General features: G+C 68.9%; 12 protein-coding genes. 3 read left to right on the top strand and 9 right to left on the bottom strand.

Going from position 1 to position 15,485, the window contains the following annotated elements; all coding sequences use genetic code 11:
- The first annotated feature begins 38 nt into the window (after positions 1 to 38).
- Entirely contained in the window at positions 39 to 1,010 is a 972-nt protein-coding gene (locus ACYVG2_RS09210; RefSeq protein ID WP_460780688.1) for a cation diffusion facilitator family transporter, read from the top strand.
- Positions 1,011 to 1,045: 35 nt separating this feature from the next.
- Here the strand turns inward: ACYVG2_RS09210 and tadA are convergent, their stop codons facing one another.
- The gene (gene tadA / locus ACYVG2_RS09205; protein WP_460780687.1) at positions 1,046 to 1,501 is read right to left on the bottom strand and encodes a tRNA adenosine(34) deaminase TadA; all 456 of its coding nucleotides are present in this window, start codon (positions 1,499 to 1,501) and stop codon (positions 1,046 to 1,048) included.
- Between the two features lie 101 nt (positions 1,502 to 1,602).
- On the opposite strand from tadA, the gene upp reads away from it, so the two are divergent.
- On the top strand, positions 1,603 to 2,235 hold the full coding sequence (gene upp / locus ACYVG2_RS09200) for a uracil phosphoribosyltransferase (protein WP_426185074.1): 633 nt from the start codon (positions 1,603 to 1,605) through the stop codon (positions 2,233 to 2,235).
- Positions 2,236 to 2,253: 18 nt separating this feature from the next.
- Here upp and ACYVG2_RS09195 read toward each other — a convergent pair whose 3' ends face one another.
- The 4 genes from ACYVG2_RS09195 to nadE all read right to left on the bottom strand — a co-directional run bounded on the left by ACYVG2_RS09195 (position 2,254) and on the right by nadE (position 7,853).
- Entirely contained in the window at positions 2,254 to 2,616 is a 363-nt protein-coding gene (locus ACYVG2_RS09195; RefSeq protein WP_460780686.1) for a VOC family protein, read from the bottom strand.
- A gap of 64 nt (positions 2,617 to 2,680) precedes the next feature.
- A complete protein-coding gene (locus ACYVG2_RS09190; RefSeq protein ID WP_460780685.1) occupies positions 2,681 to 3,451 on the bottom strand; it encodes a GNAT family N-acetyltransferase in 771 nt (256 codons plus the stop codon).
- Between the two features lie 47 nt (positions 3,452 to 3,498).
- The gene (locus ACYVG2_RS09185; RefSeq protein WP_460780684.1) at positions 3,499 to 6,981 is read right to left on the bottom strand and encodes a TM0106 family RecB-like putative nuclease; all 3,483 of its coding nucleotides are present in this window, start codon (positions 6,979 to 6,981) and stop codon (positions 3,499 to 3,501) included.
- Between the two features lie 53 nt (positions 6,982 to 7,034).
- Positions 7,035 to 7,853: an ammonia-dependent NAD(+) synthetase gene (gene nadE, locus ACYVG2_RS09180; protein WP_460780683.1), complete on the bottom strand. Its 819-nt coding sequence runs from the start codon at positions 7,851 to 7,853 to the stop codon at positions 7,035 to 7,037.
- Between the two features lie 101 nt (positions 7,854 to 7,954).
- Here nadE and ACYVG2_RS09175 point away from each other — a divergent pair, with 101 nt between their 5' ends.
- Positions 7,955 to 8,908, top strand: a complete 954-nt coding sequence (locus tag ACYVG2_RS09175; RefSeq protein WP_460780682.1) for an aldo/keto reductase — start codon at positions 7,955 to 7,957, stop codon at positions 8,906 to 8,908.
- Positions 8,909 to 8,915: 7 nt separating this feature from the next.
- On the opposite strand, the gene ACYVG2_RS09170 is transcribed toward ACYVG2_RS09175, so the two are convergent.
- The 4 genes from ACYVG2_RS09170 to ACYVG2_RS09155 form a co-directional block, all read right to left on the bottom strand.
- A complete protein-coding gene (locus tag ACYVG2_RS09170; protein ID WP_460780681.1) occupies positions 8,916 to 11,930 on the bottom strand; it encodes an AAA family ATPase in 3,015 nt (1,004 codons plus the stop codon).
- Positions 11,930 to 13,084 (bottom strand): exonuclease SbcCD subunit D, encoded by a 1,155-nt coding sequence (locus tag ACYVG2_RS09165; protein ID WP_460780680.1) that lies wholly within the window; start codon positions 13,082 to 13,084, stop codon positions 11,930 to 11,932. Before ACYVG2_RS09165 ends, ACYVG2_RS09170 begins: the two co-directional genes overlap by 1 nt.
- A 99-nt stretch (positions 13,085 to 13,183) precedes the next feature.
- Positions 13,184 to 14,641 carry an MFS transporter gene (locus tag ACYVG2_RS09160; protein WP_460780679.1) on the bottom strand — a complete coding sequence of 486 codons (1,458 nt, stop codon included), beginning with the start codon at positions 14,639 to 14,641 and terminating at the stop codon, positions 13,184 to 13,186.
- Positions 14,642 to 14,968: 327 nt separating this feature from the next.
- Positions 14,969 to 15,433, bottom strand: a complete 465-nt coding sequence (locus ACYVG2_RS09155) for a DIP1984 family protein (protein WP_460780678.1) — start codon at positions 15,431 to 15,433, stop codon at positions 14,969 to 14,971.
- Positions 15,434 to 15,485 lie beyond the last annotated feature (52 nt).

Raw genomic sequence — 15,485 nt, 5'->3', positions numbered from 1 at the left:
CTCATGTGGATCACGTGCGGCCGAACTAGACTCGGCCCATGAGTGCATCCGGTGGCAGCAAGGCGATCGTCGCGGCGTTCCTGGCGAACCTGGGCATCGCGATCGCGAAGTTCGTGGCATGGATCCTGTCCGGCTCCGCATCGATGCTCGCGGAGGCGATCCACTCGGTCGCGGACTCCGGCAATCAGCTGCTGCTCATGCTCGGCGGGCGCAAGGCCAGACGGTCGGCCGACCGCGAGCATCCGTTCGGATACGGTCGCGAGCGCTACGTGTACGCGTTCGTCGTCTCGATCATCCTGTTCTCGGTCGGCGGCCTGTTCGCGATCTACGAGGGCGTGGACAAGCTGACCCACCCGCACGCGCTCGACCCGGTGTGGTGGTGGCTGCCGCTCGTGGTGCTCGTCATCGCGATCGGGCTGGAGTCGTTCTCGCTGCGCACCGCGGTCAAGGAGAGCAACCTCGTGCGCGGCAAGGGCCAGTCGTGGGTGTCGTTCGTGCGTCATTCGAAAGCGCCGGAGCTGCCCGTCGTGCTGCTGGAGGACATCGGCGCGCTCACCGGCCTCACGTTCGCCCTGCTCGGCGTAGGGCTCACCGTCATCACCGGGAACAGCGTGTTCGACGCACTCGGCACCCTTGCGATCGGCATGCTGCTCGTGCTGATCGCCGTGATCCTCGGCATCGAGACCAAGAGTCTGCTGGTCGGCGAGGGCGCCAACCAGGCCGACATCGACCTGATCGTGGACGCGATCAACTCCGGCCCCGACGTGGAGAAGCTCATCCACTTGAAGACCCTGTACCTCGGCCCTGACGAGCTGCTCGTCGCCGCGAAGATCGCGCTCACCTCGGACAAGACCGTGCGCGAGGCGGCCGCGGACATCGACGAGATCGAGAAGCAGATCCGCGAGGTCGTGCCCATCGCCAGGGTGATCTACATCGAGCCCGACGTCTACCGCCCGGCGATCGATCCGACGCCGCCGACAGATGTGTTCGTGCTGAAGTCCTCGGACTGACATCCGCGCGGCGCGCCCCCAGGCGGCCAGTAGGCTCAGCGGCGCTGTTCGAAGAAATCGCGGAGCAGCGTCATCGCCTCCTCCTGCGCCACACCGCCGATGACCTCGGCGCGGTAGGGCAGCCTGCGATCGCGCAAGACGTCGTACATGGAACCCGCCGCCCCCGCCTTGTCGTCCCACGCGCCGAACACCACCCGGCCGATCCGCGCCTGCAGGATGGCCCCCGCGCACATCACGCACGGCTCGAGCGTGACGACGAGAGTGTGACCTTCGAGATTCCAGGATCCGACGGATGCCGCGGCCTGCCGCAACGCGACGATCTCCGCATGCCCGGTCGGGTCATGGGTCTCTTCGCGGGTGTTGCGGCCCACGGCGACGATGCGTCCGGCCGCGTCGAGCACGACCGCCCCTACCGGCACCTCACCCGCCGCAGAAGCCTCGGCGGCGAGCGCAAGAGCGCGCCTCATCCCGTCGTCATCGGCCTCACGCATGATCCGAGCATATTGCGGCATCCGTCCCGCCTCACCACTGCGCCACGCGAGGCTGACAGTCCGCATCGTTGCGAGCACCCTCGGCGCATTACTCTGTACACATGCGTGTTCACGTCGCCGACCACCCTCTCATCACTCACAAGCTCTCGGTGCTGCGCGATGTGCGCACCCCGTCGCCGGTGTTCCGCCAGTTGACGGAGGAGCTCGTGACGCTGCTCGCGTACGAGGCGACGCGCAACGTCAAGGTGAGTCCGGTCGAGATCACGACCCCCGTCACCACGACCATGGGGGTGAAGATCTCCGAGCCGCGCCCGATCGTCGTCCCGATCCTGCGCGCCGGTCTCGGAATGCTGGAGGGGATGGTCAAGCTCCTGCCCACGGCTGAAGTCGGGTTCCTCGGCATGGTGCGCGACGAGACGACGTTCGAACCGACGACCTACGCCGAGCGCCTTCCCGATGACCTCAGCGACCGCCAGTGCTTCGCGATCGACCCGATGCTCGCCACGGGCGGATCGCTCGGTGCCGCGATCGAGTTCCTCTTCAAGCGCGGCGCGCAGGACGTCACGGCGATCTGCCTGCTCGGCACCCCTGAGGGCGTCGAGGCTATCGAGAAGATGGTCGGCGACCGCGATGTGACCCTCGTGCTCGGCGCGCTCGACGAGCGGCTCAACGAGAAGGGCTACATCGTGCCGGGGCTCGGAGACGCCGGGGACCGCCTGTACGGCACGGTCTGAGTCACGGCGCGCCCGCCGTCACTGCGACGACCACACCCCGAGCTCGTTTCCGCTGGGGTCGGCGAAATGAAATCGCCGCCCTCCGGGAAAGGCATACGCCTCCTGCAGGATGGTGCCGCCGGCGCTGACCACCGCGTCCGCTGTGGCATCGAGGTCGGCGGAGTAGAGCAGTACGAGCGGCCCACCGTTCGGACGCGCCTCGGACGCGAGCAGAAGGCCACCGGCCTCCTCACCATCATCCGCGGCGATGCCGGCGTACTCGGGGCCGTAGTCGACGAAACGCCAGCCGAACGCGTCCGTGTAGAAGGACTTCGCCGCAGCGAGGTCGGTCACGGTCAACTCGACGTAGTTGAGCGAATGATGAATCGGTTGCGGTGTCATGGCGACAACGTAACAGCAGGCAGTGACACGGTCCGCGCTCGACGGATCCGTTGTCACGCGTCCTCTACGAGAGGTCGAGTCGGTAGGCGCGCTCGTCGCCGAAGTTCCTGAACCCGATCCGCTCCAGGATCGGTGCGGACGTCGCGATACGCCCCTTCACGAGTGCTTTCGTCGCACCGAGCTCAGCGCTCGCTCGCAACCTCTCCTTCAGGACGGCCCGGTACGCACCGCGACCACGTGCCCGCTCCAGCGTGGCGGCACCCCACAGCCGTGCGAAACCGTCGACGATCGTGCAGCCACCGGTGCTCACTGCTTCGCCATCGAGACGGCCCAGCACCCGGACGCCCTCTCCCGAGGAACGCGCCGCCTCGACCTCATCATGCTCGGTCCGCAGCCCCTCCTCGTCGAGCGGTGACTGCTTCCACACCGGCACGTTGATGCCGTCGACCTCGCGCACCTGCTCGAGAGTCCGGACGATCTCGGCCGTCGCGTCGTCCGGCACGACGATCTCGAGTTCGTCGATCGCCGCGGCGAAGACGGTGACCGTGTCGACGTGCTCCGCGCCGCGACGGCGCAGCTCGTCCTCGAGATCGGGCCGGTCCGACGCGTTGGTCCAGAATGTGAGCTGCGCCTCGCTCCAGGCTCTGGTGCGGGCGACGGCGTGCTCGAGCACGGCGAAGGGATCAGCGTCGGACTGCACCTGAGAACCGCGCACGCCGCCACCGAACCGCTGTGGATAGCGCACCAGCTGCAGATGCTCCTTCTGCTGCTCGCTGTCGCGCGGGAACCACACCCATCCGGCGGATGCATGCAGGATGTCGTCGATCGTGTGCATCGTTCTTCCTCGGTCGCCTACTGGGTCGGTCACGTTCGCGGTCCTCATCACAGCCGGTCGGCGCCCACCAGGCGGGCGAAGGCGCTCATCCGCGCGACCCCCTCCGGCGTGCGGGGCAGATCGTCGAGCAGCGCCGGCGAATGGATCAGGTATGCCGCGACCTGGGCGCGCGAGATCGCGACGTTCAGACGGTTCTGCAGCAGCAGGAACTCCGGTCCGCGCGGTGCGTCTCTGCCGCTGGATGCGGCGAGCGTGGTGATCGAGACGACGGCCTCCTTGCCCTGGAAGTTGTCGACCGTGCCCACCGGCACACCGGTCAGTCCCGCGGCGGCCAGGGCGTCGATCACGAGCTGCTTCTGCGCGTTGTAGGGCGCGACGACGATGATGTCCGCCTCAGTGAGAGGCCGGGGCGCGGCATCCGCCTCGGCGACCTCGCGCCCGAGCAGATCGCGCACGATGCGTACGACTTCGGCGGCTTCCTCGGGTGACTGCGTCGCGTTGCGGCGATGACGCAGCGCGATGACGTGGAGCCCCGGCTCGATCCCTGAGACCGCGCGTCGGTCGGTCCCCGGTGCCGACGCGAGTTTGCCGGCGTAGGAGAGCCGTGAGACCGGAGCCGCGACGGACGGATGCATCCGCCAGCTGCGATCGAGGAAGTAGCCGTACTCGGGACGGATCACCGCGTCGCCGTCCATCACCCAGCCGAGCGCCGAGGTGTCGACCGGCTCGGGGTGCGCACCCTGACTCACCTGCGGCAGCTGCTGCGGGTCGCCGAGCAGCAGCAGGCTCTTCGCGCCTGCCGCGACGGCGATCGTCGAGGCCAGCGAGAACTGCCCTGCCTCATCGATCACGAGCAGGTCGAGGCCGTGCCGCTCGACGCGGGCCGTGTTGCTGAAGTCCCATGCCGTACCGCCGACGACGACGCCCTGCCCCTGGTGCTCGGCGAGGAACGACCCCATCCCCGTCTTGGGGATCGCGGTGTACGTCGGATCGCCGTCCTTGTCCTTGGGCGCCTTGCCGACCTGCCCGGGCGGGACGCCGTCTGCGACGATGCGTTCGAGCAGCGTCTCGATGATCGCGTGCGACTGCGCGACGACGCCGACGCGGTAGCCGTGCTCGTTCACGAGACGGGCGATGACCCGCGATCCGGTGTAGGTCTTGCCCGTGCCAGGAGGGCCCTGCACTGCGAGATAACTGTGGTCGAGCTCGAGCACCCCCCGCACGATGGCATCGATCCTGTCGACGCCGGCTGCGGCCCCGGCCACGGCGGGCAGGCCGGCGCCCGACCGCGTGCGCGGCGGGATGCGCCGCAGGATGTCGGTCGCCGCATCCGCCGGGAAGGAGGGAGCCGCTTCGTGCACGGCATCCGCCCATTCGTCGATCGCTCCCTGCAACGACACGACCCGCGGCGGAGCAGCGGGGGTGAGGGCGACAGGGAACTCGTCCCAGGTCTGTCCGCCCACGGCGGTCTCGGCGATGACGTACCCGTCGTCGAGCACCTCGATGATCGTTACCGCGCGTGCGACGTGCACGGCCCTCGACGGGGCCTCGATGTCAAACGGTGCGGGGAACGGGTACAGCACGAAAGGGTTCGCTCCCGCGCCGAGGGTGGTCCCCGGCGATATCTCGCCTCGGATCTCGATCTCGCGCGAGGAGACACGACGGCCCTCCTCCACGCTCCACTCGCGGCGCAGAGTGCTCTGACCCGCATCGACGCGCACGACGTCACGGGTCTGATCCCACATCGACACCGGCTCGCGCAGCCGCTGGAAGTGCCCCACCCAGAAGCTCTTGGCCTCTCGCGGGTAGTAGTCGATCGCCGCGGCGGCGACGCGGTGCACCTCGCCGTCGCCACCGGCGTCGACGTCTCGTTCGGCATCGGCGAGCAGGGCCACCGACCGGTGGGACGGCTCGTACACGAGTTCTTCGGAATCGTCGGGCGGTGCGGGGCTGACGCCCTTCTGCCTCGCGATCTCGATCAGCCAATTGCGCAGCCGGCGGGTGGACACGCAGTCGTAGCGGTTGTAGTCGGCCAGGTCGTCGAGGACCGACTCGGCCTCGGCGCTCTCCCCCGCTTCGGCGAGCGCGCGGGCGGCCACGTACTGCACGATCGAGTCGTCGCCCTTCTGCACGTCGCTGGTGCGCACCTCTTCGCCCATGTACAGCGGCTCGAGCTTCTTGATCGAGTACGAGCGCGACCCCACCCGCACCGTGCGCAGCACGAGGGGGTAGAGGTCGACGAACACGCCCTCGCGCAGCAGCCTGTCGACGTCGGATTCGCGGACGCCGTAGCGCGCGGCCATCGCGACGAGATGCGAGGTCTCGTACGGCGCGTAGTGGTAGATGTGCATGTCGGGATGAGCCGCGCGCCGGGCGTCGACGAAGTCGAGGAACTTCTCGAGCGCGATCCTCTCATCGGCGAAGGTGTGCGCCCACAGCGGCGTGTACTGGTCGTCGTTGTCGACCCAGCCGAACAGGTAGTCGATCCCCCACTGCGCGCGGCCGTCGGCGGCAGGTTCGGTGTAGAGCGGGTCGCCCTCGAAGTCGAAGAAGATGTCGCCGCGACTCGGACGGGGCAGCGTGTGGATCGCTCCGGGGTGGTGGACGTCGAACGTCGGCGTGTCGTCGGCGTCGGCACGCAGCTGCAGCCGCGCCTGGGCGCGAAGCGACTCGAAGGTGTCGACGTTCATGCCGACGGGTGCAGTGACGGCCGCGGCGAGCTCGTCGATCGTCTCGATGCCGCCGGCCCGCAGACGGGCGCGCTGCACAGGACGCATGCGCGCCACCATGAGCAGATCGCGATGCGCGTCGACCTGCTCGGTGCACGTGGCGCAGCGCCCGCACGCGACGATCTCCAGGTCTCCGCGGTCATCACCCCAGGCGAGCGCAGCGCCGGCCGCCCCTGCCCCGACGTCACGGTCGGCGATCAATGCGCGCAGGCGGGCCCTGCGCACGTGGAACAGCGGCAGCAGGTCGTCGACGGCATGCGTGCTGATGCTTCCGTCGCCGAGGATGAGGTCGACGCGATCCGACCGCGGGATACCCAGCGCATCGAGCTGATCGACATATGCTGCCAGCTGCATGAGAGCCGTGACGCGCGCGGTGCGAGCGAGCTTGGAGTCCTGCACCCGCCACGACCCGTCGTCTTCGCGGAGCAGGAAGTCGGCGAAACCGACGAACTCCTCGGTCGAGAACGCCGCCTGGAACAGCACCTTCGCGTCGGAGCGCAGTGCGGCGCCGGTCTCCGCGACCGCCTCCGCGAGCGAAGACGCATCGGCGGACGACACCTTGGCGACCTCATGCACGGCATCCGCACCGAAACGCTCGCGGTACGCCTCGAGCACCTTCACCTCGTGCAGATCACCGAGCTTCGCCGCGCGGGCGAGCGTGGCGTCTTCCGGCTCGACGACAGCCGGCACTCTGCCGAGCTTCGCATCGATCGCGCGGGACCAGGCGAACTCGCACTCGGCGGCCGCCTTCAGGTCGCTCGCGCTGAAGATGACGCGCTGCGCCTGGGTGTCGATCCGCATGCTTCGAGAGTAGCCGGGGCATCAGACAGCGCGGTCCCGGCGAGGCGGTCGGCTCAGCGCCACCAGTCGTCGGAGGGGCCGACGGGGAGGTGGCGCTTGTGCTGACTGGCGAGGTACTTCCCCTCCAGCCGGGCCGCGGCGTCGGCATCCACCGGCTTGCCCTCGAGATAGTCGTCGATCTGCTCGTAGGTGAGACCCAGCTCGTCCTCATCGGCGCGACCGGGCTGGTCGTCGAGAAGGTCGGCGGTCGGCACCTTCGTCCAGAGCCGTTCCGGGGCTTCGAGCGCGCGCAGCAGCGCCTTGCCCTGCCGCTTGGTGAGGCCGGCGAGCGGCAGGATGTCGGCACCGCCGTCGCCGAACTTCGTGAAGAAGCCGGTGACGGCCTCGGCGGCATGGTCGGTTCCGATCACCAGACGCCCGTCGTGCCCGGCCAGCGCGTACTGCGTCACCATGCGGATGCGTGCCTTGATGTTGCCGCGGTTGAAGTCGGAGATGTCGGCGCCGGCCGCCTGCTCGATGTCCTTCTCCACGCCGTCGACACCGTTCTGGATGTTCACCTCGACGGTGCGATCGGGTGCGATGAAGCCGAGCGCCGCAGTCGCGTCATCGGCGTCGCCCTGCACCTTGTAGGGCAGGCGCACGGCGATGAACGTCGCGTCACCGCCGCCGGATCGCACGCGTTCGACGGCGAGTTGCGCCAGCCGACCCGCGAGAGTCGAGTCCTGCCCTCCGGAGATTCCGAGCACGAAGCCCTTCGCGCCGGCCTTGGTGAGGTAGTCGATGAGGAACTGCACGCGCCGTTCGATCTCGACGGCCGGGTCGATCTCGGCCTGCACCCCGAGTGTCTGAGCGATCTCCTGCTGAAGCGTCATGCGTCCCAGTATCCCCCTTGACTGTTACGCCGTCGTGACATGTCGGGAATATGTCCGGCACCGAGGCGCTTGACTCGGTCAGACGACAGAAAGCAGACCTCATGACTCTCCTCGGCAGAAGCGACCTCGACGTGCTCCCCCTCGCCCTCGGCGGCAACGTGTTCGGCTGGACCGCCGACCGCGACGCCTCGTTCGAGATCCTCGACGCATTCACCGCAGGCGGCGGGAACTTCATCGACACCGCCGACGGATACAGCGCCTGGGTCCCGGGTAACAGCGGTGGCGAGAGCGAGACGATCATCGGGGAGTGGCTCGCCTCACGCCGGCCCCGCGACATCACCATCGCGACGAAGGTCAGCTCCCACCCGCAGTTCAAGGGCCTCTCCGCCAAGAACATCCGCGCCGCGGCGGAGGCCTCTCTGACGCGGCTCGGCGTGGACACGATCGACCTGTACTACGCGCACTTCGACGACGCCGAGACTCCCCTCGAGGAGACCGTCGCGGCGTTCGGCCAGCTCGTCACCGACGGGCTGGTGCGCCACACCGCCGTCTCGAACTACTCCGCCGATCGCATCCGGTCGTGGATCTCGCTCGCGCAGGATGCCGGAACCGCCGTCCCCGTGGCAGTGCAACCGCACTACAACCTCGTGCACCGCAACGACGTCGAAGAGAGCATCATCCCGCTCGCCGAGGAGTTCGGGCTGAGCCTCGTGCCGTACTACGCGCTCGCGAGCGGATTCCTCACCGGGAAGTACCGCTCGACGGACGCGTCCGCCGTCGATTCGGCACGCGCCGGCGGCGCCGCGAAGTACGCCACCCCTCATGGACTGCGCATCATCGACGAGCTCGAGCGCATCGGCGCGGCGCACGATGCATCCATCACGTCGGTTTCGCTGGCGTGGCTACGGTCGCAGCCGACCGTCGCGGCACCGATCGCGAGCGCGTCACGGGTCGAGCAGGTCGCCGATCTGCTCGCCAGCACGCGGTTGGAGCTGTCGGCCGAGGATCTGCGTGCGCTCGACGATGTCTCGGCATGGAGCCCCGCGAACGCCTGAGCTCCGCTCAGGTACGGATGCGGCTGGGTCCGCTCTCGGTCTGCTCGACCACGAGCTGAGCGGGGATCTGTTCCTGCATCGACTCGACGTGGCTGATGATGCCGACCGTGCGCCCGCCGGAGCGCAACTCGTCGAGCGTGCGCATCGCCACGTCGAGGGTGTCCGCGTCGAGTGATCCGAACCCCTCGTCGATGAACAGGGTGTCGAGCTGGATACCGCCCGCCCGCGCGGTCACCACCTCGGCGAGGCCCAGAGCGAGCGCGAGGGAGCTGAGGAACGTCTCGCCTCCCGAGAGCGACTGCGCAGGTCGCGTCTGGCCTGTGAAGGCGTCGAAGACCACGATGCCGAGACCGGATGCCGCGCCCCGTGCCGCGAGAGCGTCGGAGTGCTGCAGTTGATACCGACCGGTCGACATGTCACTGAGCCGACGATTGGCGGCCTGGACGATCTCCTCGAGCTCAGCCGCGAGCACGAACGTCTCGAGAGTCATCTTGTGAGTGTTGCCTGCACGACCGGCGATCGTGTCTGCGAGGCCGCGAACGATCTCGTACTCGGACTGCTCGTCGGCGCTGCGCGCGTGCGCGGATGCCGCGGACTCGATGAGCTCCGCCAGTTGCGTGGCCGTGCTCTGCGCACGGCCGCGCGCATCGACGGCCGCTTTCCACACCGCCCGAGCATCGGCCGCCGACTGTTCTACCGGAGTCAGATCGATGGGCTCTTCCGGGAGGGTGCGCAGCTCGAGTTCGAGCAGCGTCGCCTTCTCCTTGGCGCGTTGCACCGAGTGGGCGGTGATGCGCGAATCCAGTGCTGCCTGCTCTGCCGAGGAGAGCAGCGCCTGCTCGACGCCACCGGCATCGTCGAAGTCTGAGGCTGCGAGAGCCGCTTCCTGTTCTGCCGTCGCCTCCGACAGCGCCGCTGTGCGTCGGGCGTGCTCGGCGATCGCCGCCGCGAGCGTTCGGGCCGCGCTGATCTGCGCCGCCGTGTCGGCCACCCGCTGCGCGACGGTCTCGAACGCGCCCCTGGCATCGGCGATCAGCGACTGCGCCTCGCGGTTGCGTTGAGCGACCAGGGCATAGGACTCGCGAGCCGTGGCCAGCGCCGCGACGGAGCCCGTGCGTTCCTCATCGAGCTGCGCGGCACGGGCGTTCGCCTCCGAAAGCCGCGATTCGACTGCTGCCAGCATATCGACGGCTGAGACGGCCGCTGCGTGAGCCGCCGACGCCGCATCGACCTCCGCCCCTGCGGACTCGACGGTGCGCTCCTCCGCCCGTGCACCCGCGGCCGCGAGCGATGTCCGCACGGAGGCCACGCGTTCCGCTGCATCGCGTTCGGCTCGGGCCGCAGCATCCCGCGCCGTCTCCGCCGACTCGATGTCGTCGGACGAGACGGGATCGGTGTGCACGGCCGGGGCCGGATGCGACGTCGAGCCGCACACCGCGCAGGGCTCGCCGTCGACGAGTGCTGTCGCGAGCTCTCCGGCGAAGCCGTCAAGGCGTCGCCTGCGCAACTCGGCGAGTTCGCTCTGAGCGGCAGCGAGCAACGTGGTGGCGTCGGAGAGGCGTCGTTCTGCGGCATCGAGTTCGTGGCTGAGCCGTTCGCCCTCGACTGCGGCATCTCGCCTCGCCTTCGCGGCATCGTGTGACCGGGCCAGATCGTCGACGCGATCTGCGCGCCGACGGATCTCATCGCGCTCAGCCGTCAGCTCGGCGAGCACGGTCGGCAGGGCTGAGCGCTCGGCCTCTCCCGCGTCTATGCGCTCGGTGGCTGCGGCGACCTGCTTCTCGGCAGAATCCAGCTCTGCCGCCAACGCCGGCGCCGCGGCTTCCAGCTCGGCGGCTCGTGCCCAGCCTCCGCTCTCACGGGTGCGGTCCGCGGCCCAGGCCTCGAGCGCGGCGACGGCATCGGCTTCCGCCATGATCTCCGCACGACCGGTGCCGGACGCCTCCCATGCCGATCGCGCCGTCTCCTCGGCCGCAGCCGCGACCGAGCGCGCGGTCTCCGCACGGGTCGTGGCCGTGATGGTTGCTCGCAGCGCCTCGGCAGCGCGTGCGCGCTCGAGTGCGCGGCGGGCCTCGGCGACCTGCGGTTCATCGTCATCGAGCGCCTCGAGCGCCGCGCGTGCGCGATCGCGCTCCCGTTGCGCCTTCTGCTCGTCGCGAGCGGCGACGAGCGCAGCATCCGCCGCGGTGAGGGTCTTCTCCGCATCTTCCTGCTCGGCGACACGTCGCTCGGCCTGGTACTCGGCGCGAGTGAGCGCGAGCCGCAGAGCCTCGAGTCTGGCTTCGGTGCTCGTTGGGCCGGACGCGGTAGACGCAGCGTCCTCGCCGCCCGCGCGATCGCCCCACAGCGACGCGGCCGTGACCACGCGCTCCGCCTCTTCGACGCGCGCCGTGACAGTGGCGAGCCGCCCTGCGAGCGCGTTCTCGGCGGCGCGGCGTCGCTCGTCGAACCGCGATTGCACGTCTTCGAAGCGCTCGGTGCCGAACAGTCGACGCAGCAGCGCTTGACGCTCTTTGCTGTCGGCGAGCAGGAACCGGGCGAACCTGTTCTGCGCGAGCAGGATCACCTGCAGGAACTGCTCTCTGCTCAGCTGCAGGATCTCATCGAGCTCGTTCCCGACGTCGACCGCGCGCGCGGCCCTGCCGACCCAGGCGTCGTCGATCCATTCGTCGAGCGCCACGGCGGACGGCTGCTTAGTGAGCCCGCCGCCGCGCTTGGCCGGCCGCTGATACTCCGGTGATCGCGTCACCCGGAACCGGCCGGCTGTGGTGCTGAACTCGACGACCACCTCGCTGAGGTCTTCGGGAGCGCAGTAATCGCTGCGCAGGCGTTTGTCGCCGCTCTCGTACCTCGGCACTCCCCCGTACAGGCCGAAGCAGACCGCATCCAGAATGCTCGACTTGCCCGCCCCCGTTCGACCCGCGATGAGGAAGATGCCGTCGTCGGCGAAGCCGTCGAAGTCGACGACCTGGCGATCGAGGAACGGACCGAACCCCTCGATCTCGAGACGGTGGAGACGCACTAGACGAGGGCCTCGGCGGCCACGCGGTCGTCGAGGACTTCTCGGATGAGCTCGCTCTCTCGTTCGCCAGGGCCCTGACCGGCGCGCACGTGCTCGAGGAAGGCCTCGATGCGCTCGGTGTCGGTGACCGCCGACTTGAGGCGTTCGGCGTAGGAGCGCTGCGCGCGCTCGGCACCGCCGGTCGGCGTGTGCTGCACCATCGCGCAATGCGGGAAGCTCTCCTTGAGCCGGCGCATCGGCTCGGCCTGGGGCAGTGCGTCGGTGTAGATCGCGCACACCCAGGCGTCGGCGTGCGCCTCGACGTTCGCCGCGGAGAGGATCTCATCGAGGGTGCCCGTGAGCGTCACGAGTCGCCGCGGCACCGGCAGTGCGAGCCACTGGACGGCGGCGAGACCGGACGCGTCGAGGTCGACCAGCCAGGAGCCGCGCTCCTTGTGCTGCTCACCGAAGCTGTAGTGCAACGGCGCCCCTGCGTAGCGGACGCGTTCGCTGAGCTGCTGCCGCCCGTGGATATGACCGAGCGCGATGTAGTCGGGGCCGTCGAAGACATCGAGCGGCACCACGTCGAGCCCGCCTTGACGCACTTCGCGCTCGAGCCCCGCCGTGGCATCCACCCCGGCCGCGAAGCAGTGCGCGATCGCCACGGAGCGCCCGTCGTGAGCGTCGGTACCGGCGCGGACGAGACCCATGGCGTGCGCCATGGTCTGCGCCTGGGTGCGCAGCAGGGCATCTGGCCAGTGCTGACGCACGATCGCAGGCTCGAGATACGGGATGCCGTAGAAATGCACCGGGCCGTCCGAATCGGAGATCGTGATCGGCGTGCCGACCGCCAGAGGATCGGTGACGACGTGGATGCCGTCGCGCAGCAGACGCGCCTGGAAACCCAGTCGTGCTGCGGAATCGTGGTTGCCACTCGTGACGATGACCTTGGCGCCTGCGTCGTGGAGGCCGACGAGGGCGTCTCCCAGCAGCGTGTACGCGGGACCTGCCGGAGTCGAGGAATCGAACACGTCGCCGGCGACGAGCACGACATCCACCGCATTGTCACGAACCTGCTCGACCAGCGCGCCCAGAACCTCGGCCAGCGCATCCATGGTCGAGTTGCCATGGAATGTGCGGCCGATGTGCCAGTCGGAGGTGTGCAGGATTCGCATATTCACACCGTACGGACGGCCTCGGACATTCGCGCCGAGGCGTGCCGTGGCATCCGTCGACAGGCTCGGGAACCGGCCGGCGATGCCACGGCATGTCCGTCAGTGCGCTGCCGGGACGGCCTCGCCCTGCTGCGGCAGCAGCTCGTCCTTGGTGCCGCGCACCATGAGCAGTCCGACGAGTGCGGCCGCGAGCAGGAAGATCGACGCCGCGATGAACGTCCAGCCGTACGCGTCCGTCAGCGCACCCATCGAGACGTCCGCCTGCGCGTGACCGCCGACGGACGCGGCGTAGACGGCGGTGAACACCGAGAGCCCGATGGAACCGCCGATCTGCATCGCCGAATTCGCGACCGCCGACGCGACACCCGCGTCATGCGGGACGACGCCGGTGAGAGCGACGTTCTGCAGCGGGATGAAGACGAAGCCCATCCCCACACCGAGCACGAGCAGCGCCGGGGCGATCTGGACGAAGTAGTCGCCGTTCGGCGTGATGCCTGACAGGTAGAAGAGTCCGACCGCGCTGATCAACGGCCCTCCGATGAGCATCGGGCGCGGACCGATGATCGCGAGCAGCCTGGTCGCGATCGGTGCGACCAGCATGGTGGCGATCGGCAGCGGCAGCGTGGCGATGCCCGCCATGAACGCGCCCATTCCGAGCACGAACTGCAGGTGGAAGGTCAGATACACCGTGGCGCCGATCATGGTGGCTCCGGCGACGGCCTGGATGAGGAAGGCTCCGCCGCGCACCCTGTCCGCGACGACGCGCAGCGGCAGAAGAGGTAGAAGAGGTGCTGCCGCCTTCGATTCGACCCACACGAAGAGCGCGAGCAGCACAACGCCGATGGCGAGGAATGCGATGGTGAGCGGATCGCCCCAGCCGTACTCGGCCAGGCTGAAGCCGTAGACCAGCGAGCCGAGTCCGAGAGTGACCGTGATCGCTCCCCAGACGTCGAAGCGTCCACCGTCTCCGGCGGCCCTGCTCTCGGTGAGCGTCAGCGCACCCCCGACGAGCCCGACAGCCACGAAGAACAGGTTGACGAGCAGGCACCAGCGCCAGTCGGCGAACTCGGTGAGCACACCGCCGAGCAGGAGTCCGACGGCTGCGCCCGTGCCTGCGACCACACCGAAGACGGCGAACGCGGTGTTGCGCTCACGCCCGGACGGGAACGTGACCGTGAGCAGCGCGAGAGCCGCAGGCGCGAGCAACGCGGCGAAGACGCCCTGCAGCCCGCGAGCGAGGATCAGCTCCGCCCCCGTCTGGGCGAGTCCGCCGAACAGCGATGCGAGGCCGAACCCGACCATGCCGACGACGAAGGTGCGTTTGCGGCCCCAGTAGTCCGAGACGCGGCCGCCCAGCAGGAGCAGCGCACCGAACGCCAGGGCATAGGCCGTGACGACCCACTGTCGCTGACCGTCGGTCAGATCGAGAGCGGCCTGCGCCTGCGGAAGCGCGATGTTCACGATCGTGCCGTCGAGCACGACGACCAGTTGCGTCAGGGAGATGACCGCGAGCGCCCACCACTTCACTTTCGGATGGGCGCGCAGGGATGAAGACATGGAAAAACCTCCGGTGTCTGGTGAGGATGCCGGAGGTTTCAAGCCTCGGACCAGCTCCCGTTCTGAGCGCTGACCGCCTCAGCGAACGGTGCTGAGCAGAGCTCCATCTTATCGGATGCGAACCCGTGTGTAAGAGCCGGAAGGTCCCCTGACCCACCCTCACCATGACGATCGGCACGCGGTCATGCAGTGTGCGAGATGCACTTTCACCTGTACGGCGTACGGGGCTGCGCGATGCGAGATCTGGGCTGCCCTCCGCCCTGCAGAGCCGGATTTGACCCTCCGGCAGGGCTTGTGCCCGCCTCGTCGTGGCTACCGACTTCCGCTCTACTCCTCCAGGTCGTGCGTCCAGTTCGCCTGCTGGATCCGATTGTCGAGTTCGCGCAGCTCCTGCGCGACACCGTCGGCCGCGCCACGCAGTTCTGCGACGGGCAGGGCGGCGATCTGCCGCAGCTCGGATCGCATCTGCCGCATCCCCGTGTTGGTTCCGGATGCTGCGGCTGCAGCATCCGCCAGCAGGGAGTGCTGCAGGCGCAGCACGTCGCGCGCTGCGAGCGCGTCGGTCATCGTGCCCTCTGCCCCCAGCGCGAGGCGGGCGTTGGTCGCGTTGATCCGGCGGATGAGATCGCGCAGCTGTGCGAGCGCGGACTCCGCTTCGCCCAGCAGCGCCGCGGCGTCCTCGGCCGGCTCCTCGCCCTCCTGATACCGGGCATTGGCTGTGATGCGTGCACGCATCTGTTCGATGCGGCGTTGCAGGTCTGCTCGGGCCGTCAGGGCCTCAGCGAGTTTCATGTCCCCATACTTGCAGGACATGACGCGTGTGTAACAGTGCGTCACACTCCGC

This window comes from Microbacterium shaanxiense, from assembly GCF_054779995.1.
Note: the sequence above shows the minus strand (reverse complement) of the source record. Positions and strands in the feature narration are given on the sequence as shown.

What these genes read in the sequence shown, in the direction of transcription:
- ACYVG2_RS09210 (WP_460780688.1), top strand. Translation starts at nt 39, where the DNA reads ATGAGTGCATCCGGTGGCAGCAAGGCGATCGTCGCGGCGTTCCTGGCG.
- tadA (WP_460780687.1), bottom strand. Translation starts at nt 1,501, where the DNA reads ATGCGTGAGGCCGATGACGACGGGATGAGGCGCGCTCTTGCGCTCGCC.
- upp (WP_426185074.1), top strand. Translation starts at nt 1,603, where the DNA reads ATGCGTGTTCACGTCGCCGACCACCCTCTCATCACTCACAAGCTCTCG.
- ACYVG2_RS09195 (WP_460780686.1), bottom strand. Translation starts at nt 2,616, where the DNA reads ATGACACCGCAACCGATTCATCATTCGCTCAACTACGTCGAGTTGACC.
- ACYVG2_RS09190 (WP_460780685.1), bottom strand. Translation starts at nt 3,451, where the DNA reads ATGCACACGATCGACGACATCCTGCATGCATCCGCCGGATGGGTGTGG.
- ACYVG2_RS09185 (WP_460780684.1), bottom strand. Translation starts at nt 6,981, where the DNA reads ATGCGGATCGACACCCAGGCGCAGCGCGTCATCTTCAGCGCGAGCGAC.
- nadE (WP_460780683.1), bottom strand. Translation starts at nt 7,853, where the DNA reads ATGACGCTTCAGCAGGAGATCGCTCAGACACTCGGGGTGCAGGCCGAG.
- ACYVG2_RS09175 (WP_460780682.1), top strand. Translation starts at nt 7,955, where the DNA reads ATGACTCTCCTCGGCAGAAGCGACCTCGACGTGCTCCCCCTCGCCCTC.
- ACYVG2_RS09165 (WP_460780680.1), bottom strand. Translation starts at nt 13,084, where the DNA reads ATGCGAATCCTGCACACCTCCGACTGGCACATCGGCCGCACATTCCAT.
- ACYVG2_RS09160 (WP_460780679.1), bottom strand. Translation starts at nt 14,641, where the DNA reads ATGTCTTCATCCCTGCGCGCCCATCCGAAAGTGAAGTGGTGGGCGCTC.
- ACYVG2_RS09155 (WP_460780678.1), bottom strand. Translation starts at nt 15,433, where the DNA reads ATGAAACTCGCTGAGGCCCTGACGGCCCGAGCAGACCTGCAACGCCGC.